Origin of the sequence: Bacteroides muris (ex Fokt et al. 2023) (genome assembly GCF_024704895.1) — a bacterium.
GTDB lineage: Bacteria > Bacteroidota > Bacteroidia > Bacteroidales > Bacteroidaceae > Bacteroides > Bacteroides muris.
This window is the reverse complement of sequence record NZ_JAMZEE010000043.1, coordinates 1-24,263: the sequence shown is the minus strand read 5'-3', so window position 1 is coordinate 24,263 and position 24,263 is coordinate 1. Positions and strand designations below refer to the sequence as shown.

18 protein-coding genes and 2 tRNA genes are annotated in these 24,263 nt (G+C 41.1%); 14 read left to right on the top strand and 6 right to left on the bottom strand.

The genetic code is table 11. The features are described 5' to 3' along the window. Positions 1-91: 91 nt before the first annotated feature. From M1B78_RS14885 to M1B78_RS14845, 9 genes are all read left to right on the top strand, one after another. Positions 92-1,087, top strand: a complete 996-nt coding sequence (locus M1B78_RS14885; protein WP_136010993.1) for an AAA family ATPase — start codon at positions 92-94, stop codon at positions 1,085-1,087. Positions 1,088-1,258: 171 nt separating this feature from the next. Next, positions 1,259-2,128, top strand: a complete 870-nt coding sequence (locus M1B78_RS14880) for a DUF58 domain-containing protein (RefSeq protein WP_136010992.1) — start codon at positions 1,259-1,261, stop codon at positions 2,126-2,128. A 7-nt stretch (positions 2,129-2,135) separates the two neighbouring features. Further along, the gene (locus M1B78_RS14875; RefSeq protein ID WP_257941092.1) at positions 2,136-3,218 is read left to right on the top strand and encodes a hypothetical protein; all 1,083 of its coding nucleotides are present in this window, start codon (positions 2,136-2,138) and stop codon (positions 3,216-3,218) included. Between the two features lie 95 nt (positions 3,219-3,313). Continuing rightward, positions 3,314-4,297 (top strand): vWA domain-containing protein, encoded by a 984-nt coding sequence (locus M1B78_RS14870; protein ID WP_257941091.1) that lies wholly within the window; start codon positions 3,314-3,316, stop codon positions 4,295-4,297. A 66-nt stretch (positions 4,298-4,363) separates the two neighbouring features. Continuing rightward, complete coding sequence (locus tag M1B78_RS14865) at positions 4,364-5,392, top strand: VWA domain-containing protein (RefSeq protein WP_257941090.1); 1,029 nt, start codon at positions 4,364-4,366, stop codon at positions 5,390-5,392. Further along, positions 5,389-6,099, top strand: a complete 711-nt coding sequence (locus M1B78_RS14860; RefSeq protein WP_257941089.1) for a tetratricopeptide repeat protein — start codon at positions 5,389-5,391, stop codon at positions 6,097-6,099. The genes M1B78_RS14865 and M1B78_RS14860 overlap by 4 nt, the downstream gene beginning before the upstream one ends. Before the next feature lie 22 nt (positions 6,100-6,121). After that, positions 6,122-7,969 carry a BatD family protein gene (locus M1B78_RS14855; RefSeq protein WP_257941088.1) on the top strand — a complete coding sequence of 616 codons (1,848 nt, stop codon included), beginning with the start codon at positions 6,122-6,124 and terminating at the stop codon, positions 7,967-7,969. Positions 7,970-7,985: 16 nt separating this feature from the next. Further along, a complete protein-coding gene (locus M1B78_RS14850) occupies positions 7,986-8,825 on the top strand; it encodes a tetratricopeptide repeat protein (protein ID WP_257941087.1) in 840 nt (279 codons plus the stop codon). A 246-nt stretch (positions 8,826-9,071) separates the two neighbouring features. Further along, complete coding sequence (locus M1B78_RS14845; protein WP_085929906.1) at positions 9,072-9,347, top strand: DNA-binding protein; 276 nt, start codon at positions 9,072-9,074, stop codon at positions 9,345-9,347. Positions 9,348-10,177: 830 nt separating this feature from the next. Here M1B78_RS14845 and M1B78_RS14840 read toward each other — a convergent pair. From M1B78_RS14840 to gyrA, 5 genes are all read right to left on the bottom strand, one after another. Then, on the bottom strand, positions 10,178-10,393 hold the full coding sequence (locus tag M1B78_RS14840) for a hypothetical protein (protein ID WP_257941086.1): 216 nt from the start codon (positions 10,391-10,393) through the stop codon (positions 10,178-10,180). 91 nt (positions 10,394-10,484) lie between these two features. After that, positions 10,485-10,805 carry an IS66 family insertion sequence element accessory protein TnpB gene (gene tnpB, locus M1B78_RS18910; protein ID WP_430732573.1) on the bottom strand — a complete coding sequence of 107 codons (321 nt, stop codon included), beginning with the start codon at positions 10,803-10,805 and terminating at the stop codon, positions 10,485-10,487. A 4-nt stretch (positions 10,806-10,809) separates the two neighbouring features. Next, positions 10,810-11,169 carry a hypothetical protein gene (locus M1B78_RS14835; protein WP_257941085.1) on the bottom strand — a complete coding sequence of 120 codons (360 nt, stop codon included), beginning with the start codon at positions 11,167-11,169 and terminating at the stop codon, positions 10,810-10,812. 638 nt (positions 11,170-11,807) lie between these two features. Then, positions 11,808-13,049 carry a tetratricopeptide repeat protein gene (locus M1B78_RS14830; RefSeq protein WP_136010982.1) on the bottom strand — a complete coding sequence of 414 codons (1,242 nt, stop codon included), beginning with the start codon at positions 13,047-13,049 and terminating at the stop codon, positions 11,808-11,810. A gap of 30 nt (positions 13,050-13,079) precedes the next feature. Beyond that, complete coding sequence (gene gyrA, locus M1B78_RS14825) at positions 13,080-15,608, bottom strand: DNA gyrase subunit A (RefSeq protein ID WP_257941084.1); 2,529 nt, start codon at positions 15,606-15,608, stop codon at positions 13,080-13,082. Positions 15,609-15,912: 304 nt separating this feature from the next. Here gyrA and M1B78_RS14820 point away from each other — a divergent pair, with 304 nt between their 5' ends. From M1B78_RS14820 to M1B78_RS14800, 5 genes are all read left to right on the top strand, one after another. Further along, positions 15,913-18,441 carry an ATP-dependent Clp protease ATP-binding subunit gene (locus M1B78_RS14820; RefSeq protein ID WP_257941083.1) on the top strand — a complete coding sequence of 843 codons (2,529 nt, stop codon included), beginning with the start codon at positions 15,913-15,915 and terminating at the stop codon, positions 18,439-18,441. Positions 18,442-18,552: 111 nt separating this feature from the next. Continuing rightward, positions 18,553-20,601 (top strand): molecular chaperone HtpG, encoded by a 2,049-nt coding sequence (gene htpG, locus M1B78_RS14815; protein WP_257941082.1) that lies wholly within the window; start codon positions 18,553-18,555, stop codon positions 20,599-20,601. A 182-nt stretch (positions 20,602-20,783) separates the two neighbouring features. Beyond that, the gene (locus M1B78_RS14810) at positions 20,784-23,081 is read left to right on the top strand and encodes a patatin-like phospholipase family protein (protein WP_257941081.1); all 2,298 of its coding nucleotides are present in this window, start codon (positions 20,784-20,786) and stop codon (positions 23,079-23,081) included. A gap of 75 nt (positions 23,082-23,156) precedes the next feature. After that, positions 23,157-23,230, top strand: a tRNA-Arg gene (locus M1B78_RS14805). Between the two features lie 22 nt (positions 23,231-23,252). After that, positions 23,253-23,326 (top strand) — tRNA-Arg (locus M1B78_RS14800). Positions 23,327-23,614: 288 nt separating this feature from the next. On the opposite strand, the gene M1B78_RS14790 is transcribed toward M1B78_RS14800, so the two are convergent. Next, on the bottom strand, positions 23,615-24,263 hold a 649-nt coding region (locus M1B78_RS14790), incomplete at its 5' end, for an ISAon1 family transposase (protein WP_257941080.1).

Genomic DNA, 24,263 nt, shown 5'->3' with positions numbered 1-24,263 from the left:
TTTATTCCTGTACTTTTGGGAGCTAAAAAAATGATTACCGGTTAAAAACCGGATAAATGAGGAAATTAAACATTAAAAAATAGATTGATTTATGGCTGAAACAATTGACATCCGCGAACTGAATGAGCGGATTGAAAGACAAAGTGCTTTCGTTACCAATCTTACCACAGGTATGGACCAGGTCATTGTAGGACAAAAGCATCTGGTAGAGTCGTTGTTGATTGGTTTGTTGTCTGATGGACATGTATTGTTGGAAGGTGTGCCCGGTTTGGCAAAGACTTTGGCTATCAAGACACTTTCTTCGCTGATTGATGCACAATATAGTCGCATTCAGTTTACGCCCGACTTGTTGCCTGCCGATGTAATAGGTACAATGGTTTACAGTCAAAAGGATGAAACGTTTCAAGTAAAAAAAGGTCCGGTTTTCGCAAACTTTGTTTTGGCAGATGAAATCAACCGTGCTCCCGCCAAAGTACAGAGTGCTTTGCTGGAAGCCATGCAGGAACGTCAAGTTACTATCGGCAATGAAACTTTCGGGTTGCCCAAGCCGTTCTTGGTGCTTGCCACGCAAAATCCTATTGAGCAGGAAGGTACTTATCCGCTGCCCGAAGCGCAAGTGGACCGTTTCATGCTGAAAGTCGTAATTGACTATCCGAAACTGGAAGAGGAGAAACTGATTATCCGCCAGAATATCAACGGAGAAAAGTTCAACGTGAAGCCAATCCTGAAAGCTGACGAAATTATCGAAGCCCGCAAGGTGGTTCGCCAGGTATATTTGGACGAGAAAATCGAAAAATATATTGTCGATATTGTATTTGCCACCCGTTATCCGGAGAAGTACGATCTGAAAGAGCTGAGAGACATGATTGGTTTCGGCGGTTCGCCCCGTGCCTCCATCAACCTGGCCCTGGCTGCCCGTAGCTACGCGTTCATCAAGCGCCGCGGTTATGTCATTCCGGAGGATGTGCGCGCTGTGGCACACGACGTACTTCGCCACCGTATCGGCTTGACTTACGAGGCAGAAGCCAGCAATATGACATCTGATGAAATCGTCAGCAAGATACTGAATAAGGTTGAAGTGCCCTAACGCATAATAAAGGTTTTCGTAGACTTGAGGTTTATAGTCCTGGACCTGAGGTTTAGCGTCATAAGCCTTAGGTTTGAGCATTCAAAACCTCCCCCCCCCTTTTCATAGGGAAGTTTCTGTTATAAACTAAATTGCGCTTGTGTGCTTAAATGAGATTATTAAAATAAATCAATGGAAACAACAGAACTTTTGAAGAAAGTCCGTCAGATTGAGATAAAAACGCGCGGATTGTCCAACAATATCTTTGCCGGGCAGTATCACTCAGCCTTCAAGGGTAGAGGTATGGCATTCTCCGAAGTGCGTGAGTATCAGTTTGGCGACGACATACGTGACATCGACTGGAATGTGACCGCCCGCTTCAATAAGCCTTACGTCAAGGTGTTTGAGGAGGAGCGCGAATTGACTGTGATGTTGCTGGTAGATGTTTCCGGTAGTTTGGAATTCGGTACGGTAAAGCAGATGAAGAAGGATATGGTGACAGAAATTGCCGCAACACTTGCATTTTCGGCCATTCAGAACAATGATAAGATTGGTGTCATCTTCTTTTCTGACCGAATTGAAAAGTTTATTCCGCCCAAGAAGGGACGTAAGCATATACTTTATATCATCCGCGAATTGATAGATTTTCATGCGGAAAGCCGGAGGACTAACATTCGTCTGGGATTGGAGTATCTGACAAACGTAATGAAGCGTCGCTGTACGGCTTTTATCCTGTCGGACTTCATAGACCTGGAAAGTTTCAAGAACGCCTTGACCATTGCCAATCGTAAGCATGACTTGGTTGCCGTTCAGGTGTACGACCGTCGTGTGGAAGAATTGCCATCTGTGGGACTGATGAAGATTAGGGATGCCGAGACGGGACACGAGCAGTGGATCGACACCTCCTCGCGTGCTGTGCGTCGTGCCCATCATGATTGGTGGGTGAACAAGCAGGCGGAATTGAATGAAACGTTTACCAAGAGTAATGTTGACAATGTGTCGGTACGTACCGACCAAGATTATGTCAAGGCATTAATGAATTTGTTTGCGAAACGAAATTAATCGGAAAATGAAAAGATATTTATTTCTGATAGCGTTATTGATAATGGCATGGTCGGGAAGGGCAGTAGCCCAGTCTGTAACGGTAGATGCTACGATTGACTCTTTGCAGATTCTTATTGGAGAGCAGGCAAGGATAAAGCTTCAAGTATCTCTGGAAGCCGATAAGCGTGCCATATTCCCGATATATACCGATACGCTGGTAAATGGGGTTGAAATTATTGATGTGGCCAAGCCGGATACGCAACTGCTGAATGATGGCCGGCGTGCATTGATAACTCAAGAGTATACAATTACTTCTTTCGACTCGGCTCTTTATTATCTACCGCCTATGGAGGTGACAGTGGATAATGAGAAGTATTGCTCGAAAGCGTTGGCCTTGAAAGTATATTCAGTGAATGTCCCGTTAGACCCGGAGAATCCGGAACAGTTCTTTGGCCCCAAAACAGTGATGCAAGCACCTTTTGCTTGGGAAGATTGGTATGGTCTTATGGCTTGCGGTGCGCTGATTATCCCGATAGGGATATTGCTTGTCTATCTGATAATGCGTTTCTTTGACAATAAGCCTATTATCCGTAAGGTGAAGGTGGAGCCTAAGCTGCCTCCCCATCAGTTGGCCATGCAGGAGATAGAACGTATCAAAAATGAGAAGGTATGGCAGAAAGGGGAGCCGAAGGAATATTATACAGAATTGACCGATACTCTTCGTATGTATATAAAAGACCGTTTTGGTTTCAATGCGTTAGAAATGACTTCTACGGAAATCATAGATAAGTTACTGGAAATAAGAGATAAGGATGCGATTTCTGATTTGCGTGAATTGTTTCAGACTGCAGATTTGGTGAAATTTGCCAAGCATAATCCGTTGATGAACGAAAATGACGCTAACCTGATTAATGCCATTGACTTTATTAATGAAACCAAGGAGAAAGAAGAGGAGAATGCCAAGCCGCAGCCTACTGAGATTACCATTATCGAGAAACGTTCTTTGCGTACCAAGATTTTGCTAGGAGCAGGTATTGTGGTATTGGCTGTAGCCCTTGCGGGTTCATTGATATACATCGGTTTGGAGTTGTATAATTATTTTGCTTAATGCTGAAAAAGTGACTTCAATCAGATATATATGAATGAAAAATGAAGGATGTTTGGAACGAAGCTGAATTGTAAATCGTTAAATCGTACATAAATATGGTTTTTGCCAATATTGAATATTTATTTTTGCTGTTGTTGCTTATACCCTATATAGTATGGTATATTATGAAGTGGAAGAATAGTGAAGCTACGCTTCAGATTTCAGATGCCCGTGTGTATGCTCATACTCCTAGAAGCTATAAGAACTATTTATTGCATGTACCGTTTGTACTGCGGATAATTGCCTTGATACTGATTATCCTTGTTTTGGCACGTCCGCAAACCACAGATAGCTGGCAGAACAGTGAGATTGAGGGTATTGATATTATGCTTGCTATGGACGTTTCTACCAGTATGCTGGCTGAAGACCTGAAACCTAATCGGTTAGAAGCAGCCAAAGATGTGGCGGCAGAGTTTATTAACGGACGTCCGAATGACAATATAGGTATAACTTTGTTTGCAGGAGAAAGCTTTACGCAATGTCCATTGACAGTAGACCATGCCGTATTGTTGAACTTGCTTAAAGATATGAAATGCGGGCTGATTGAAGACGGAACTGCAATCGGTATGGGTATTGCCAATGCCGTTACCCGTTTGAAGGATAGCAAGGCAAAGTCGAAAGTCATTATTCTGCTGACGGACGGTGTCAATAATAAAGGTGATATTTCTCCTTTAACGGCTGCTGAAATAGCCAAAAGCTTTGGCATTCGCGTTTATACTATTGGGGTAGGAACCAATGGTATGGCTCCTTATCCTTATCCGGTAGGCGGAACAGTGCAATATGTCAATATGCCCGTCGAGATTGATGAAAAGACTTTGACACAGATTGCCGGAACAACGGAAGGTAACTATTTCCGTGCCACCAGCAATTCGAAGTTGAAGGAAGTGTATGAGGAGATAGACAAGCTGGAGAAAACAAAATTGAATGTAAAAGAATACAGCAAGCGTCAGGAAGAGTACCGCTGGTTTGCGTTGGCTGCTTTCTTGTGTGTATTGCTGGAGGTACTGTTGCGCAACTCTATATTGAAGAAGATTCCGTAAGAGGATCTTTTCGATATGCTTGCACTAAAATAGTAAATAGTAAATTGTAAAATAGTAAATAAGAATATGTTTCGATTTGAAGAACCTGCATATTTGTACTTGCTGCTGCTACTGCCTTTATTGGCAGCCTTCTACTTGTACTCCAATTATCGGAGGAGGAAAGCCATTCGTAAGTTTGGTGACCCTATACTGATGGCACAGTTAATGCCGGATGTTTCCAAATACCGTCCGGATGTGAAGTTTTGGTTGGTTTTTGCGGCTATCGGATTGTTCACGGTACTGCTGGCACGTCCACAGTTCGGTTCCAAACTGGAGACGGTAAAACGTCAGGGAGTGGAAGTGATGATTGCGCTGGATATATCCAATTCCATGCTGGCACAAGACGTACAGCCAAGCCGATTGCAGAAGGCAAAACGGCTGGTGGCACAGTTGGTGGATAAGATGCAAAATGACAAGGTCGGTATGATTGTTTTTGCAGGTGACGCATTTACCCAGTTACCTATTACGAGTGATTATATTTCTGCCAAGATGTTTTTGGAGTCCATCGACCCTTCGCTGATTTCCAAGCAAGGTACGGCAATTGGAGCTGCAATAAATCTGGCTGCCCGGAGTTTCACCCCTCAGGAAGGAGTGGGACGTACTGTTATTGTCATCACCGACGGTGAAAACCATGAAGGTGGTGCTGTAGAAGCCGCTAAGGCCGCTGCTGAGAAAGGTATCCAGGTCAATGTATTAGGGGTAGGTATGCCTGAGGGGGCCCCCATTCCAATAGAGGGCACTAATGATTATCGTCGTGACCGTGAAGGTAACGTAATCGTTACCCGCTTGAATGAGCATATGTGCCAGGAAACTGCTCAGGCAGGAAATGGTATTTATGTGCGCGTAGACAATACAAATGGTGCACAGAAAGCGATTAGTCAGGAAATCAGCAAGATGGCAAAGGCAGATGTGGAAACACAGGTGTACACGGAATTCAATGAACAGTTTCAGGCAGTGGCATGGATTATCCTGCTGTTGTTACTGGCTGAGATGTTGATATTGGAGCGCAAGAATCCTCTGTTCCGCAACATTCATTTATTTTCTAATAAGAAATGATGCGTATGTTACAGAAAAAGTATATTGGAATGGTATTGCTGCTGTTAGTAGCAGTTTCAGCTTATGCGCAGAAAGCGGAGCGCGATTATATCCGTAAGGGAAACCGTTTTTTTAAGGATAGCGTATATGTGGATGCAGAAGTGAGCTATCGGAAGGCTTTGGAGGCGAACCCTAAATCAACGGTCTCTATGTTTAACCTGGGGAATACATTGACTCAGCAGAACAAGCTGCAGGAAGCGATGGAGCAATATGTGGGAGCAACCAAGATAGAAAAGGACAAATCGAACTTGTCACAGATTTATCATAATATGGGAGTCATCTTTCATTCTCAGAAGGATTATGCAAAGGCGGTAGAAGCTTATAAGGAGTCGTTACGCAATAATCCGAAAGATGATGAAACGCGCTATAACCTTGCTTTGGCACAGAAACAGTTGCAAGACCAGCAGCAGAACCAGAATCAGAATCAAGATCAGGATAAACAGGACCGACAGAAGGAGCAGGATAAACAGCAGGATCGGCAGAAAGACCAGCAACAGAATCAAGACCAGCAACAACAACCTTCTCAGCCGGAAAAGAAAGATAATGAGATGTCTAAGGAAAATGCCGAGCAGCTGTTGAACTCTGTCATGCAAGACGAGAAGGATGTGCAAGATAAAGTGAAAAAGCAGCAGGTACTTCAAGGAGGTCGCTTGGAAAAGGATTGGTAACAAACATAATAGGAAGTAATATATGAGAAAAATAGTTTTCTTATGGATAGCACTGATTGCAGTCAGTATGAATGCCTTTGCCGATGGCAAGGTATCGTTTACTGCGTCTGCTCCTGACGCTGTGGCGGTAGGAGACCAGTTCAGACTGTCGTATACGGTGACTACACAAAAGGTGAGGGATTTTCGTGCTCCTTCTATTAAGGGATTTGATGTGTTGATGGGACCCAGCCGCTCGCAGCAAAGTAGTGTGCAGATGATTAATGGACAGACGACTTCAACCAGCAGCATTACATTCACTTACATTTTAATGGCCACTGCAGAAGGTGATTTTACCATTCCGGGAGCCACTATTACTGCTGATGGTAATCAAATGGTTTCTAATTCTGTACAAGTAAGGGTTCTTCCGGCAGATCAGTCTGCCAATGGAGCATCTTCTGGAAATGGCGGCAAACAGAGTGGGGACGTTGCCAGCCGCGCTTCTTCCGGAACATCTGTATCGAATAGTGATTTGTTCATTACAGCCACTGCCAGTAAGATGACGGTGTATGAACAAGAGGCTTTTCTACTGACATACAAGATATACACTTTGGTGGACTTACGCATGTTTGATAATGTGAAATTGCCTGACTTCAAAGGATTCCATTCTCAGGAAGTAGAATTGCCTAATGATAGAAGATGGAGATTGGAGCATTATAAAGGTAGAAATTATCAGTCTACTATCTATCGTCAGTTTGTGTTGTTCCCGCAACAAGCCGGTAAGCTGACAATTGATGCTGCACGCTTTGACGCTTCCATTGCAAAAGCTACACAAGTTGCCGATCCGTTTGAGGCATTTTTCAATGGAGGAAGCAATTACGTAGAAGTCAAGAAGACAATTTTGACTCCGCAACTGACAATTGACGTAAAACCTTTGCCGGCAGGTAAGCCAGCCGATTTTTCGGGAGGAGTGGGAGAGTTCAATATAACTTCTTCTATCAATAGTACAAATGTCAAGACCAATGATGCTGTTACTGTCAGACTTGTCATTTCTGGTACCGGCAATCTGAAATTGTTTTCTAATCCGGAAGTTAAATTCCCCGAGGATTTTGAAGTATATGATCCGAAGGTGGACAGTAAATTCCGTCTGACAAATTCGGGCCTCTCCGGTAGCAAGGTCATCGAGTATCTGGCAATTCCGCGTAATGCCGGAACTTATAAGATTCCTGCCGTAAGATTTAGTTATTTTGATATTAATTCCCGTTCGTATAAAACGTTGACTACAGAAGAATACGAATTACATGTGGAAAAGGGAGCAGGTAATGCTGCTCAGACCATTGCAAACTTTACAAGCAAGGAAGATTTGAAAGTATTGAACGAGGATATTCGTTTTATCAAGCAGAATAATGTTACTCTGTCTCCCAAAGGCGATTTCTTCTTCGGTTCGTTGACGTATTGGTTGCTTTATTTGATACCGGGTATTGCATTCATTGCATTTTTTATCATCTATCGTAAGCAAATAGCAGCCAATGCAAATGTAGCAAAGATGCGTACCAAGAAAGCCAATAAAGTGGCGGTGAAACGTATGAAGCAAGCTGGTAAATTACTGGCTGAGAATAAGAAAGATGCGTTTTATGATGAGGTCTTGAAGGCTCTTTGGGGATATATCAGTGATAAATTGAACATTCCGGTATCCCGTTTGTCTAAGGATAATATCGAAGAGGAACTTCGTAATTATGGTGTGAATGATGCGTTGATAAAGGAATTCCTCGATGCATTGAACAACTGTGAGTTTGCCCGCTTTGCTCCGGGTGATGATAACCAGGCTATGGATAAGGTATATTCAGCTTCTTTGGAAGTTATCAGCAAAATGGAAAACTCGATAAAACATTAATCAGGAGGAAATGGTAATGAATAAAATATTGTTTTTTACTCTTAGTCTAGCGATGGCAATTACTGCCTATGGGCAGAATTCCGCATCTGTAGATACATTACAGACTGCCGGTGATTCTACATCTGCCAGTTCACATGCGGAATTCTCTGCTGCAAGACAAGAAAGCAATGTGACAAAAGCTGAAGGTGACAGCGCCTATATACGGAATGATTATGCTTCTGCCATTCAAATATATGAGAATCTATTAAAGAAGGGAGAGGCTGCAGAAATCTATTATAATCTTGGCAACAGTTATTATAAGGCAGATGATATGGCAAAAGCTATATTGAATTATGAGCGTGCCTTGTTGTTGGAGCCTGGTAACGCTGATATTCGTGCAAATTTGGAGATAGCACGTTCTAAGACAATCGATAAGGTAATTCCAGTTCCTGAGGTTTTCTTTGTATCTTGGACTAAATCGTTGATTAATTGTCTTAGCGTAGATGCATGGGCTAAGTTGGGGATTGTATTCTTTATACTGTTACTCGTTTCATTCTATCTCTTTTTCTTTTCAAAACAGGTCATGGGAAAGAAAGTGGGATTCATTGCAGGAATAGTATTCTTGGTTTTTGTTATATTGAGTAATGTGTTTGCTGCTCAGCAAAAAGACGAACTGATGAATCGTAATGAAGCTATAGTGTTGGCTCCTAGTGTCACAGTACGCAGCACGCCCAGCGAAAGTGGTACAAGTCTATTCATTCTTCATGAAGGACGTAAAGTTGAAATAAAAGACAACTCTATGCGTGAATGGAAAGAAATTCGTTTGGAAGACGGTAAAGTAGGGTGGGTTCCAGCTTCCACCGTAGAGGGTATTTAATTCTCCTTATATCTAAAACACGGCTCGTATAAAGCGGTATTATTGGTTTATACGAGCTGTTTCTGTATGTTTTTAGGGGATTCTTCCCTGTGCTTATAATTCTGTACACTTGAAAAATGATTATTTTGGGGAGAGGCAATATTCTTTTTGAAAAAAGATAAAGAAATAGTTTGTTTTATCTTTTTTTTCCTTAAATTTATAGCGTGATAATAAAAGTATAGAGTATTAACCATTAAATTTATGAATATGAGAACAATAACATTTAATGAATTACGTAAGATTAAAGACTCATTGCCCAGTGGTAGTATGCATAGGATAGCCGATGAACTTGGACTAAATGTTGATACTGTAAGAAATTTTTTTGGTGGACACAATTTTAAGGAGGGGAAAAGTGTTGGGATTCACTTGGAACCTGGACCAGATGGTGGATTGGTTATGATTGATGATACTACTGTTTTGGAGCGAGCTTTAAAAATTTTAGATGAAATGGCAGGTAAGACTGAAGAGGCTGTTCGAGCTTAAGAGGAGATAGAATCCCAATTGCTGGATAACAATTGGGATTTCTTGCTTGTTTTAATCTCAAAATCATGGAAGATAAATTAGTTAGTTACTTACTTTGGCAATCTAACGTACAATTGAAGGATGTTCTTGAAAAAGAAAATGATGTTCGACGAAGTTTCTAAACTACTGGATTAGTGGTCGGACATGGCTTATTTGGCGAAATGTATTGATAGGTACATATAGTTTTCAACCAATATCTTGATTATGTTTAATATCGCATTATGAAAACCCCGGTGGTGCATTGGATTTAATTACGTTATTCAAGAGTCACATGACAGTGCTTGGAAATCTGCCAACAAACGAGCCAAGAATGACCCCGCAGATGATTACATTTCTATATGTTATCAATTATATACATCAATCACAACAAATGGAGGCTTTTTGTGCAGGATGAAAATAACATTAAAAGAGCAAATAAAAAATTTGCAGGAAGATGGGAAGCTGCCTAAGTTTTCAAACAAAAAGAGAGATTTTCAGATTGTTACGGATGAGAATATAAAAAAGGGTCTATCATTTATGTACCGATGATAAACGATGACGGTTTTGTAGTGAAAGGAAACCAAAAGATGACTGTATAGTCGGTTTCTTATTAGTAAACAAAGCCGAATACATTTTTTAAGGAATTGGGAGATATTCAATTTCCACTATTAAAAAGTCAGCAGTAAAAATCGCTGAATAGTTACAAGCCAATTTATACTTTCCACTTGTTCGGAAGAAACATTTCATACGTCTCCCCCACTTCTGGTTTCTTGCTGAACACACCTTTAAATACTCGAACAGATTGACATTGTTTAGTTTACAGCTTTCCACGATGGTGTAGATAATGGCTCCCCTCTTGGCATTCCGAAAATCTTTTTGTTCAGTAGCCCGATGGTATCAAGCTGCTCCTTTACGAGCGATTTGTATGACGCCAGTTCGGATTCTAAAGAATCGACTTTTTCAACCAGACTTGAAACAAGTTGTTTCAATCCGTCTATTTGAGCGTCCTTACTGCGTACCAGCTCCATCAGATTATGGTTATGCTACTTATATTCATGTATTAAATATAATAATTAATTATCTAATACACAAATAATTATAATGATTTTACACATAAAATCATTCACCTTTTTCAAGTCCGTTTAAACAGTTTTTTCGGTTGCTTATAAGGTTCCAAAAGTCATTCCAGTTCATCTTATAAGACTCCGATTCCGTGTGATATGAAGGATTAACCCGCTTCCTGTTGTATAACTTGACAGTATATAGCACAAAAGCCCCGTCATTCCATCTGAGAATCTTTAAGAGTTTCCTGTCCCGTGAGAGAAACACAAATACTTCCATCGAGAAAGGGTCACGCAACAGGCTGCCACGTATAACACCACAAAGCCCTTCAATTCCCTTTCTCATATTCACCGATTCCTGGCAGAAATAATATTTCATATCCTTAATCAATCCCAATACAGTTCCCTTCATATATGATAGCCATTAGGATTAACGCCTTGATTGTTGTCTGTGGTATGTCAATAGTCATACCGCTCGGAAAAGTGAGCTTGGCTTCTTTGATGACGGTTCCAGGTTTTGGCAGTTCGAGGCTGGCTCTGAATGCAGGACCGTCTTCCGGCAGTCTGAGAGGCACATCGTTCTCTTCAAACTCCAACGGGAACAACCTTTGTGCTTGAGATGTGATTTTCGATCCAGAAAATGGGGCTAGCAATCTGGACTGGCTTCTATGATATGTCACGGTTGAGTTTTCGACGAACTTCTCACCGTGTAACTTTTCCCATTGGTTAATCCATTCCACCATATCCCAATATACGTGACTTGTTGTTTCTTACAGAAATCCTCCAATGTCATTCCACTTTTGAGGTATCTTGCATAAAGAACCTGCATTTCGCTTTGTGATATTGCCATTATCTTCCATTTTTTTTAATCAGAACAAAAATAGGGGGAAAAGCATGGTTGGTAAATATGCGATTATCGGACACTTACGGATAAATCCGATTCGACAGAGGAAAGTTAGCGGTTCAACCACGCGACCTGGACCGTCAACTCCTTGATACGTTCCTGCAGTTTTTCATTCTAATCTGCTTGTTTTTTATTGATGGCAGACAATGAAGCAATGGAGGTATTCAGCCCTTCAATCGTCTTGAGCAATATATCTTTTTCATCCATTGTCTGTCTCTTTTTATTGATGTAAAGATACTAAATATTAGTTGGTTACACAACAATACTGGATGCTTACGAATCAAAAGAGATCATCAGACTTCTTCCGAAACGTCATGTCCAGCAAGATAATAGGATTATGTAAAAAACACAGAAAAAGGACAATAACAATGGCATATAAAGTGATTATATACTCTATCGACTTTATATGCCATCTTACGTTTTAGGGACATTTACTGAATGTCCCTAAACAAGCTTTTATTATTACTGAAAGAAATATTACATCAGCTTTTCAATTTCTTCGAATTCAGGGCCCATCTGCAAATTATAATACACTCTATAGAGACCATTTAACCATAAATCTTTTTGATCAGGTTTCAGTTCTCTTGCCTTTTCATAATAAGGTTTTGCTTTTTCATAGAAAGTCCTCAGAGTAGCTTGGTCTTCTTTATACTTAGAATCATTAATATCTGTAGTTGCTTTCTCGGAGAAATCTTGTGCTTGTAAGCAGTAAATCAAACCCAAATTAGAGTATGCTTCTGCATAATTAGAATCTACTTCTATAGTTTTCTTATAGAATTCAATAGCTTTATCATACTCTTTCATATTGTGATAAAGGTAACCTTTTACATACAAATAGAATGTATTGTTAGAATCTTTAGCCAACATATCATCAGCAAACTGCATAGCTTCGTCATATTTGTTATTATTGCTATAATAATCAATCAAATGACCAAAGAAGAATGAATGTTCAGGATATTTTTGGATACCTTCTTTTAAAGAAGCAATCCATTTAACAGTATCACCTTCGGCTTTTAATGCAGTAGAGATAAATTCCATAGCGTATTTCCCAACTTCTTTATCATCTTGTGCATAAGGAGCATACTTCAAAATACTAGGATAATCTTCCATCTTAGCAGCTGCTAAACTTGCATAATATGCTATTTGGGGTAATACTGTATCTGTTTGTAACAAATTTTCCTTTTCAAACATCGGATTGATAGCAATATCAATATATGTTGCAAAGAAATCTAACGCTTTTTTATTGTCTTCATTAGCTGCATCGCCCTCCTTTTGTGAGGCCAAATTAAAGAACTGTATACCACCATTAATCAGATTACCGCGTTCTGCTAAAATTGTAGCAGAATTAGGCTTTCTATATTTATTCTTGATTTTGCCCTTTTCATTGGGAATTTGTGCCAATTCGTCACATTTGAAGTAAAATTTACACATGTTCAATGCACTATTATATACCTGAAGAGTGTCATAAGGTTTTCTCAGATAGGCATTTTCCATTTCTTTCTCACTTCTTTTTCTTTGGATAAGACCTGCTACATCCCATGTCTCAGCATTGTCTTTTGTTTCGGGATTGGTTAAAGCTTGATTTATCAGTTCCTCTGCTTTGGCAAAGTCAGGATTTACTCCGTTAGCAATACTTTTAGCCTCTTTCACGTTCTTTTCTTGGGCGAAAGTAAAGCTTGCGGCAAATAGTAAAACCATTGAAAATAATACTCTTTTCATGATTGTAGAAAATTTAAATTAATATTATGTCTATTCTTCATTTTCGTTGTTTACCTCGTTCTGAGAGCTTTCAGGGATATTTTCTTTCCCCTCCTCTATAAGTTCTTCTTCATTTTCTGAAGTGACTTTACATACAGAACCTATTTCGTCATTACGTTTCTCAAGGTTGATTAGACGCACACCTTGTGTAGCACGTCCCATGATACGAACATCGGCAACTTTTAGACGAATGGTAATGCCGGATTTATTAATAATCATCAAGTCATTTTCATCTGTAACAGACTTGATTGTCACTAATTTACCCGTTTTATCGGTAATATTCATTGTTTTCACACCTTTACCACCACGATTGGTCTTGCGATAATCTTCAATATCCGAGCGTTTGCCATATCCTTGTTCTGATACAACCATAATTGTTTCTGCTTCAGGATTTTTGATGCATATCATACCTACTACTTCGTCTTGACCGTCTTCATCTAATGTCATGCCACGTACACCGGTGGCAGTACGTCCCATAACGCGTACAGCACTTTCATGGAAACGAATAGCACGTCCGTTACGGTTGGCAATGATGATTTCATTGTCACCGTTTGTCATACGCACTTCGATTACACGATCGTCTTCACGAATAGTGATGGCATTTACCCCATTTTGGCGAGGACGTGAATACTGTTCAAGCAATGTTTTCTTAATGATACCATTCTTAGTACAGAACAATACATAATGGCTGTTGATAAACTCCTGGTCGTTCAGATTCTTCACACGCAAATAGGCGTTCACAGCATCGTCAGAGTCGATATTCAACAAATTTTGGATGGCACGACCTTTTGAATTCTTAGTACCTTCAGGGATTTCGTATACCTTCAGCCAGTAACACTTACCTTTCTGTGTAAAGAACATCATGGTATTATGCATGGTTGCAGGATAAATATGCTCTACAAAGTCTGCATCACGAGTTTCGGTACCTTTAGAGCCTACCCCACCACGGTTTTGTGTACGGAATTCGCTCAGCGGTGTGCGTTTGATGTATCCCATATGTGAGATGGTGATAATCATTTCATCATCTGCATAGAAGTCTTCCGGATTGAATTCTTCTGATGAATAGACAATTTCCGAGCGACGTTCGTCACCATATTTCTCTTTTATTTCAATCAATTCATCTTTAATAACTTGGCGGCAGAGTTCGTCATTGACAAGAATTTCTTCCAAATAAGCAATCTGCTTTTGAATTTCCTCATATTCGGCGTGCAACTGGTCTTGCATCAGTCCAGTGAGTTGGCGCAAACGCATTTCCACAATGGCACGTGACTGAATTTCACTGAGTTGGAATCGATTCATCAAACCCAAGATAGCATCATTCGGTGTTTTAGCAGCGCGGATAATCTTGATTACTTCATCGATATTATCAGATGCAATGATTAATCCTTCCAGAATGTGTGCACGTTCTTTGGCCTTACGCAAATCGTACTGAGTACGGCGGATGACTACATCATGTCTGTGCTCAACGAAGTATTTTATCAAATCCTTCAGATTCAGCAGGCGTGGACGGCCATGTACCAATGCAACATTGTTCACGCCAAAAGATGTCTGCAGCATTGTCATCTTATAGAGCTTGTTGAGTACAACGCTGGCATTTGCATCACGTTTTACATCAATAACGATACGCATACCTTCACGGTCGGATTCGTCATTAGCATTGGCAATACCTTCAATTTTCCTTTCATTGGCCAAATCGGCTATATTTTTAATCAATTCAGCTTTGTTGACGCCATAGGGAATTTCTGTCACAACTATTTTATCGTGTGTCGAACCAGTCTCAATTTCGGCTCTAGCACGCATTATGACACGTCCGCGTCCCGTGAGATAGGCTTCTCGAACACCACTCATGCCGTATATATAGCCTCCGGTCGGGAAGTCAGGAGCTTTGACATACGTCATCAGCTCTTCTATGTCGATGTCATTGTTTTCAATGTATGCAATACAAGCATCAATAACTTCAGACAGGTTATGAGTCGGCATATTGGTAGCCATACCTACTGCAATACCAGACGCACCATTAACTAAAAGATTCGGAATACGGGCCGGCATGACGGTAGGCTCTTGCAGAGAGTCATCAAAATTGTTCTGCATGTCAACGGTCTCTTTTTCAAGGTCTGTCATCATGTCTTCGCCAATTTTTCGCAAACGGCACTCTGTATAACGCATGGCAGCAGCACTGTCGCCGTCTACTGAACCATAGTTGCCTTGTCCGTCTACCAACATATAACGCATTGCCCAAGGCTGAGCCATACGTACAAGAGCTCCGTAAACGGATGAATCGCCATGAGGGTGATATTTACCTAATACTTCACCTACAACTCTGGCTGATTTTTTATAAGGTTTGTCGGAGGTATTTCCTAATCCCATCATTCCGAAAAGAATTCTTCGGTGAACGGGTTTAAAACCATCTCTAACATCTGGAAGGGCACGTGAAACAATGACCGACATAGAGTAGTCAATGTACGATGACTTCATTTCCTCCTCGATGTTAATCTTTATAATTCTGTCTTGTTCAAGCATTTAAAAAGATTATTAATTATACATTTGGGGGTTCGTGAAAAACCACGCTAAAGTACTACTTTTTTACGATATACAAAAGTTTTCTTCCATAAACTTTGTTGCCTGCGGCATAAATATGGAAGTTCTACCTCCCTCTTTTTTCCCCGAATTGCCATTAATATATAAGGTATAAAATGGAAAAACAGATTTGAGATTTATGGCACGAGATTTGTATACTATTAAATCAGTTAAATATGATACGCTGAATTAATAAATGCGTATCTTTGTCGTGGATAACCTTTTTAATTGAGGAGAATTATAAAATATGAACAATCGTTTTTCACAAAGAGTTTCAGACATAATTACTTATAGTAAGGAAGAAGCCAATCGATTGAGAAATCGCTATATTGGTCCGGAACACCTTCTGCTTGGTATGCTACGTGATGGCGGAGGAAAAGCTATTGAAATATTGTTGAAACTTGATATAGATTTAAAACGGGTAAAAAGTCGTCTGGAGGGTTTCCTGAAAGATGCTAAGGACGATACTCTCTTGCCGGACGCTGAAGTACCTTTGTCCCCGATGTCGGCCAAGATATTGAAGATGTGTATGCTTGAAGCACGTCTGCTGAAAAGCGTAACAGCTGATACGGAACATGTATTGCTGGCTATCTTGAAAGATGGTGATAATCTTGCTGCAACTGTTTTGGAAGAAAATCGGGTAGATTACCAGACTGTATTTGAACAGCTTTCCATGAAATCGACTAATCCGAATGCGGGAATGGGATTCACTGAGGACGATGAAGAGGATGAAGAAGACATGAATATGCCCCGTTCTTCCCGTACCGGTGAATCCGGTTCAGCCTCAGCTGCACAGACTGCATCCAGAAAGCCGTCCAATGATACTCCTGTGTTGGATAATTTCGGCGTAGACATGACGCGGGCTGCCGAAGAAGGCAAGCTGGATCCGGTTGTTGGGCGTGAGCGCGAGATTGAGCGCTTGGCGCAAATTTTGAGCCGTCGCAAGAAGAATAATCCGGTGCTTATTGGCGAACCAGGCGTAGGAAAATCCGCTATCGTAGAGGGGTTGGCATTACGTATTGTGCAAAAGAAGGTTTCGCGTATCTTGTTCGAAAAGCGTGTGATGATGCTTGATATGGCCTCTGTGGTGGCGGGAACAAAATACCGTGGTCAGTTTGAGGAGCGCATTCGCTCTATTATCAATGAATTGCAGAAAAATCCGAATGTCATTCTTTTTATCGATGAAATCCATACGATTGTAGGTGCCGGTGCTGCTGCCGGTTCCATGGATGCTGCCAATATGCTGAAACCGGCTTTGGCGCGTGGTGAAATCCAGTGTATTGGAGCTACCACTCTTGATGAATACAGAAAGAATATCGAGAAAGACGGTGCTTTAGAACGTCGTTTCCAAAAGGTTATTGTAGAGCCTACCACGGCTGAAGAGACGCTTCAAATATTGAAGAATATCAAGGAGAGGTATGAAGACCATCATAATGTGAGCTACACAGATGAAGCTTTGGAAACATGTGTCAAGTTGTCAGCACGCTATATTACCGATCGTAACTTCCCGGATAAAGCTATTGATGCTTTGGACGAGGCTGGTTCGCGTGTGCATTTGACGAATATTAACGTTCCGAAAGAAATTGAGGAGCAGGAAAAGCTGATTGAAGAGGCACGAAGCCTGAAGGCTGAAGCTGTAAAGTCACAGAATTTTGAGTTGGCTGCCAGCTACCGTGACCGTGAGAAGGAACTTTCTGTCCGCTTGGAAGAGATGAAGGTTGAGTGGGAGGCCCGTTTGAAGGATAATCGCCAAACGGTAGGTGAAGAAGAAATAGCTAATGTTATTTCGATGATGTCCGGTGTACCCGTACAGCGTATGGCGCAGGCAGAAGGACTTAAACTGGCTGGAATGAAGGAAGAACTGCAGGCGAAGGTGATAGCTCAAGATGTTGCGATAGAGAAACTTACCAAAGCGATCTTGCGTAGCCGTGTAGGGTTGAAAGCTCCGAACCATCCTATCGGAACCTTTATGTTCCTTGGCCCTACTGGTGTGGGTAAAACACATTTGGCGAAGCAATTGGCAAAATATATGTTTGGCTCTGACGATGCCTTGATACGTATCGATATGAGCGAGTATATGGAGAAATACACCGTATCTCGTATGATTGGTGCCGCTCCGGGATATGTGGGCTATGAGGAAGGTGGCCAGTTGACCGAAAAGGTACGTCGCAAGCCGTATTCTATTGTCTTGTTGGATGAAATTGAAAAAGCTCATCCGGACGTGTTTAACATCTTGCTCCAAGTGCTGGATGAAGGTCGTTTGACTGACAATTATGGCAGAACCATCGATTTCAAGAATACGGTTATCATTATGACCTCCAATATCGGTACACGGCAGTTGAAGGAGTTTGGCCGTGGTGTGGGTTTTGCGGCGCAAAACCGCACGGATGACAATGAATATTCGCGCAGTGTGATACAAAAGGCTTTGAACAAGACCTTTGCTCCTGAATTTTTGAATCGTTTGGATGAAATCATTACTTTCGACCAGCTCTCTTTGGATGCTATTACGAAGATTGTGGACATTGAGTTGAAAGGCTTGTACGAACGAGTTGAAGCAATTGGTTACAAGCTGGTAGTGGAGAATGATGCAAAGAAATTCCTCGCTTCAAAAGGATACGATGTGCAGTTTGGTGCGCGGCCATTGAAGCGTGCCATTCAGAACTACTTGGAGGATGGACTTTCCGAGTTGATAGTGGCTGCGGAGTTACAACCGGGTGATATGGTAAACGTATCAGTAGACAAAGAAAAAAATGAGCTGAGCATCAAGAAAGCATAAGCAGTTCTTTATAAAAACCGTCAAAATGTCAGTCCTTATGGACTGGCATTTTTTTTGTGCTATATCTGCCGAAATAACTAAAAATATAAATCTAAAAAATATAAATGTAGTATGCAAAAAGGTAATATTGGGGTAACTACTGAGAATATCTTCCCCGTCATTAAAAAGTTCTTGTATAGTGATCATGAAATTTTTCTCCGTGAGTTGGTTTCTAACGCAGTTGATGCTACGCAGAAACTGAAAACACTCTCCTCTATTGGTGAGTTCAAGGGTGAAGTTGGCGATTTAACTGTGCATGTTTCGCTGGGAAAAGATACCATTACGGTGTCTGACCATGGTATCGGGCTTACTGCTGAAGAAATAGACAAGTATATTAACCAGATAGCTTTTTCTGGTGCCAATGACTTCCTTGAGAAATACAAAAACGACGCCAATGCCATCATCGGTCATTTTGGCTTGGGTTTTTATTCGGCTTTTATGGTTGCCAAGAAAGTCGAAATCATCACTAAATCCTATCGGGAAGGTGCTCAGGCTGTAAAGTGGACCTGCGATGGCAGTCCGGAGTTTACGCTTGAAGACACAGATAAGGCAGAACGTGGTACTGATATCGTTCTCTACATAGATGATGACTGCAAAGAGTTCCTCGAAGAAGCGCGTATTTCCTCTTTGTTGAAGAAGTATTGCAGCTTCCTCCCTATTCCGGTTGCATTTGGCAAGAAAAAAGAATGGAAAGATGGCAAGCAGGTTGAAACTGCCGAAGATAATATTGTCAATGACTCCAATCCTTTGTGGACACTGAAACCCAGCGAATTGAAAGATGAAGATTACAAGAAGTTCTATCGCAATCTTTATCCTATGTCCGACGAGCCTTTATTCTGGATTCATCTGAATGTGGATTATCCGTTCCATCTGACTGGTATTCTGTACTTCCCCAAGGTGAAGAGCAACATTGAGTTGAATAAGAATAAGATTCAGCTCTATTGCAATCAGGTATATGTGACGGACTCGGTGGAAGGTATTGTTCCCGATTTTTTGACCTTGCTGCATGGTGTGCTTGATTCACCGGACATTCCATTGAACGTTTCCCGTTCTTACTTGCAGAGCGATGCCAACGTGAAGAAGATTTCTACATATATCACGAAGAAGGTGTCAGACCGTTTGCAGTCTATCTTCAAGAACGACCGTAAGCAATTTGAGGAAAAGTGGAATGACTTGAAGATTTTCATCAACTACGGAATGCTTACGCAGGAAGATTTCTATGATAGAGCCAAGGACTTTGCCCTTTTCACCGATACAGACAGCAAATATTACACTTTCGAAGAGTATAAAACGTTAATTAAGGATAGCCAGACGGATAAGGATGGAAATCTGATTTATCTGTATGCCAATAATAAAGATGAGCAATACAGCTACATAGAGGCCGCTACGAATAAAGGATACAATGTGCTGTTGATGGATGGACAGCTGGACATTGCATTGGTGAGCATGTTGGAGCAGAAGTTCGAAAAGGTTCGCTTCACTCGCGTAGACAGCGATATTATTGATAATCTGATTGTCAAGGAAGACAAGAAGAACGAAGCGTTGGAAGCTGGCAAGCAGGAAGTTCTTTCTTCCATCTTCAAGAGCCAGTTGCCCAAGATGGATAAGACGGAATTCAACGTTACGGCGCAGGCCTTGGGCGAAAACGCCACTCCTATCATGATAACTCAGAGCGAGTATATGCGTCGTATGAAAGAAATGGCCAATATTCAGGCAGGAATGAGCTTCTATGGCGAAATGCCGGATATGTTTAACTTGGTATTGAATTCAGACCATAAGCTGGTGAAAGAAGTTCTGGTAGATGAAGACAAGGAATGTGCTGCTGCCATTGCTCCGGTTCAGGCAGAAATGAATGAAGTGGATAAACAACGTAATGAATTGAAGAAGAAGCAGGAAGGTAAGAAAGATGAAGATATACCGACTACCGAAAAAGATAAGGTAAATGAGCTGGATAAGAAGTGGGACGAACTGAAAATGCAGAAAGAAGGTATCTTCGCTGATTATGCAGCCAAGAATAAGGTTGTCCGTCAACTGATAGATTTAGCACTGCTGCAGAATGGTATGTTGAGAGGTGAAGCTTTGAACAACTTTGTCAAGAGAAGCATTGATCTGATAAAATAGGCCCCCTTAAATTTGCATTCAATATATGCAAGGGTATTGTGATTCTCCAGAGTCACAATACCCTTTTTTTTATTCATTTTCACCAATTGAGGTGTGATTTCCCTCGTTGAATACGGCATTTTTAGAAACTATTGTTTATATTTGGGGCAATGAACATTTATCTTACTCGGAATAGCACAGTTATGAAAAGAGTTTTATTGTTTTTTTCGTTTCTTCTATGTAGCTTTATTTTACAAGCTCAGAAAGTGGGGCTTGTACTGAGTGGCGGTGGAGCAAAAGGCATGACTCATATAGGTATTATCCGGGCTTTGGAAGAGAATAATATCCCCATTGATTATATAACCGGAACCTCTATGGGAGCTATCATCGGTTCTCTATATGCCATGGGGTATTCTCCAGACGATATGGAGGCGCTGTTACGCTCTCCCGACTTTAAACGTTGGTATTCGGGCAAAGTGGAGCCCAAATACGAGTATTATTTTAAGAAAAATCGTCCTTCACCAGAATTTTTCAATATCCGTTTTGCTTTTAGGGACTCGTTGCATATAAAACCCCAGATACTTCCTACAAGTATGGTCAACCCCATACAGATGAATCTGGTATTTGTGGAATTGTTTGCACGTGCCACGGCTGCATGTGCCGGTAATTTCAACAAACTGTTTGTCCCTTTTCGCTGTATAGCGTCTGATGTGTATAACAAAAAGCCATTGGTATTGGGTAAAGGGGATTTGGGGGATGCGGTACGAGCTTCCATGAGTTTTCCTTTTGTCTTCAAACCGATAGAAATAGACAGTACGCTTGCTTATGATGGCGGTATTTACAATAATTTCCCTACGGATGTGATGCGGGAGGATTTTCATCCGGATGTCATCATTGGCAGTGTGGTGGCGGCCAATCCGGGTAAACCGAAGGAGAATAACCTGATGAGCCAATTGGAGAATATGATTATGCAAAAGACCGATTATTCCATTCCGGACTCATTAGGCATAGTCATGACCTTCAAGTACGACGATGTCAACCTGCTGGATTTTGATCGTCTGCAGGAGTTGCACGATATAGGTTACAACCGTACTCTTAACATGATGGATTCCATCAAAAGCCGTGTCCATCGTAGAGTAAATGCTGATAATGTACGTTTGAGGCGTCTCGTTTTTCGGAGTAATCTGCCTCAATTCCGTTTCCGGGATATTATTATTGAAGGGGCGAATACTCAACAGCAAGCCTACATCAAAAAAGAATTCCATGATGAGGAGCATGAGGTCTTTACTTATGAAGACTTGAAGCGCGGATATTTTCGTTTACTGGCGGATAATATGATTTCGGAAATAGTTCCTCATGCCGTATATAATTCTGAATCAGATTTATATGAGTTGCATTTGAAGGTGAAGATGGAGGATAATTTCTCCGTCTGTTTGGGGGGCAGTGTTTCTACTACCAGCTCAAACCAAATCTATTTGGGAGTAGGATATCAGAACTTGAATTATTATTCCAAGGAAATCACTTTTGACGGTCAGTTGGGTAAGATTTATAATAATGCCCAATTGATGGGTAAGATTGATTTGCCTACCCACATACCTACGTCCTTTCGTTTTATTGCTTCAATCAGTACTTTCGATTACTACAAGAAAGACAAGCTGTTTTCCAAGAATGACAAGCCTTCATTCAATTCAAAGGACGAACGTTTTGTGAAATTGATGGTTGCCTTGCCGTTTCTGGCCAATAAGCGTGCGGAGTTCAGCCTGGGATATGGTCAACTGGAAGATAACTACTTTCAATCCAGCGTAATCGATTTCGATAGAGACCGTTCGGACAGAAGTACCTACAAGCTTCTGGGAGGTTCCATCGGTTTCTATGGGAGCACCCTGAATACGCGGCAATACGCGACAAAAGGCTATCTGGAGAAGCTGATAGCCCAGGTCTTTACTGGAAGGGAAAGATTTAAACCGGGAAATCTGCAAGAAGGGTATAGTCCTTTTCCGCAAGAGCGGCAATCTTGGTTGCAAATCTCTTATATGAAAGAGGCATATCACACAATGGGACCGAAGTTCACTCTGGGATGGATGGCAGAAGCACTGTATTCATCGAAGAATTTCTCCGAGAATTATACGGCAACTATGATGCAGGCAGGAGAATTTGCACCGACTCCGCATAGTAAACTTATGTACAATGAAGCTTTTCGTGCCAACCAGTATGTGGCTGCCGGTATCAAGCCCATATATGTTTTGAACGACATGTTCCAGTTCCGGACAGAATTTTATGGCTTTACACCGATTTTTCCGATAAAAAAGAATGCATTGAATAAAGCATATTATGGAAAAGCATTCTCCCGCTTTGAATATATAGGAGAAGTTTCTATTATTTGCCATTTGCCATTTGGAGCCATCTCTGCTTATGTAAATCATTATAGCTCACCGAGAAAGGAGTGGAATATGGGGATGACCATCGGCTGGCAATTGTTTAATTATCGCTTTGTCGAATAATTTTTTTCAAAAAAAGTTTGGATATTGTTTGCTAATTCGGAAAAAGTGCGTATCTTTGCACCCGTTAAACAAAGAGGCCGCGTAGCTCAACTGAATAGAGTAGCTGACTACGGATCAGCCGGTTACAGGTTTGAATCCTGTCGCGGTCACAAGTTTTCATAATTTTAGAAGGGTCGCGTAGCTCAACTGAATAGAGTAGCTGACTACGGATCAGCCGGTTACAGGTTTGAATCCTGTCGCGATCACAAAGAATCTCCGCAAATTTTATTGCGTAGATTCTTTGTTTTATTCGGCATGGTCAAGCTGCTTCCAGTTTTGCATTGAATGATTCTGCAAATGCATTCGTTTCCCTGTTGACGAAATAGTTTAGTATTGTTTCATAATAGTTTCTGCATGGTATTTGTTACGGTTCTGAAACATCCGTATCCAAGCTTTTCTACTTTATTGTACCACAAAGCAAGCTTTCCATGTGCCACATCCTTGTCATAGTGCTTATCTGGGGTCAGTCCGAGAACCCTGTGGGTATGTTAAATCTACACTGTTAGTTTGCATAATCTAAAAATAAAGAATGGTATATCTCCGACTCCCCTAAACTGTGCTCTGAACGCTTTAATTTTTGCATTGAATGATTCAGCAAATGCATTCGTTTCTCTGTTAACGAAATAGTTTAGTATTGTTTCATAATAGTTCTGCATGGTATTTGTTACGGTTCTGAAACATCCGTATCCAAGCTTTTCTATTTTATTGTACCACAAGGTAAGCTTTCCACGTGCCACATCCTTGTCATAGTGCTTATTATATATATTGGTCAACTCTATGGCCAAGTCGTAAACAGATTTCAGTTCCGGATAATGGTCGAATATGATTTCCGCACGTATTCTTTGGGATTCAGTCCATTTACTGGAATGCTTGACAAGTACATGTTTGGCCCTTGCCAGCAGCTGCTTACGGGTATCACCATTGGTATATCGAAACGGAACATACTCTATGTTTTGCTCTTTGCACCGCTGAATTTCATCGTTCTCCAAATCCCGTGCCATCCAGCGATAAGTAATCCTGAGCTCATCAATTGCCTCATAAAAGAGTTTCTGTACATGAAACCGGTCATTGGTCATAGTGGCATTGGGAAAAGTCGTTCGGACAATCCGCATCATGGTCGGTGAAAGATCCAAAGTAACCTCT

Excerpts from the sequence above, each read along its gene's own strand:
- M1B78_RS14885 (WP_136010993.1), top strand. The coding sequence starts at position 92 with ATGGCTGAAACAATTGACATCCGCGAACTGAATGAGCGGATTGAAAGA.
- M1B78_RS14880 (WP_136010992.1), top strand. The coding sequence starts at position 1,259 with ATGGAAACAACAGAACTTTTGAAGAAAGTCCGTCAGATTGAGATAAAA.
- M1B78_RS14875 (WP_257941092.1), top strand. The coding sequence starts at position 2,136 with ATGAAAAGATATTTATTTCTGATAGCGTTATTGATAATGGCATGGTCG.
- M1B78_RS14870 (WP_257941091.1), top strand. The coding sequence starts at position 3,314 with ATGGTTTTTGCCAATATTGAATATTTATTTTTGCTGTTGTTGCTTATA.
- M1B78_RS14865 (WP_257941090.1), top strand. The coding sequence starts at position 4,364 with ATGTTTCGATTTGAAGAACCTGCATATTTGTACTTGCTGCTGCTACTG.
- M1B78_RS14860 (WP_257941089.1), top strand. The coding sequence starts at position 5,389 with ATGATGCGTATGTTACAGAAAAAGTATATTGGAATGGTATTGCTGCTG.
- M1B78_RS14855 (WP_257941088.1), top strand. The coding sequence starts at position 6,122 with ATGAGAAAAATAGTTTTCTTATGGATAGCACTGATTGCAGTCAGTATG.
- M1B78_RS14850 (WP_257941087.1), top strand. The coding sequence starts at position 7,986 with ATGAATAAAATATTGTTTTTTACTCTTAGTCTAGCGATGGCAATTACT.
- M1B78_RS14845 (WP_085929906.1), top strand. The coding sequence starts at position 9,072 with ATGAGAACAATAACATTTAATGAATTACGTAAGATTAAAGACTCATTG.
- M1B78_RS14840 (WP_257941086.1), bottom strand. The coding sequence starts at position 10,393 with ATGGAGCTGGTACGCAGTAAGGACGCTCAAATAGACGGATTGAAACAA.
- tnpB (WP_430732573.1), bottom strand. The coding sequence starts at position 10,805 with ATGAAATATTATTTCTGCCAGGAATCGGTGAATATGAGAAAGGGAATT.
- M1B78_RS14835 (WP_257941085.1), bottom strand. The coding sequence starts at position 11,169 with ATGGTGGAATGGATTAACCAATGGGAAAAGTTACACGGTGAGAAGTTC.
- M1B78_RS14830 (WP_136010982.1), bottom strand. The coding sequence starts at position 13,049 with ATGAAAAGAGTATTATTTTCAATGGTTTTACTATTTGCCGCAAGCTTT.
- gyrA (WP_257941084.1), bottom strand. The coding sequence starts at position 15,608 with ATGCTTGAACAAGACAGAATTATAAAGATTAACATCGAGGAGGAAATG.
- M1B78_RS14820 (WP_257941083.1), top strand. The coding sequence starts at position 15,913 with ATGAACAATCGTTTTTCACAAAGAGTTTCAGACATAATTACTTATAGT.
- htpG (WP_257941082.1), top strand. The coding sequence starts at position 18,553 with ATGCAAAAAGGTAATATTGGGGTAACTACTGAGAATATCTTCCCCGTC.
- M1B78_RS14810 (WP_257941081.1), top strand. The coding sequence starts at position 20,784 with ATGAAAAGAGTTTTATTGTTTTTTTCGTTTCTTCTATGTAGCTTTATT.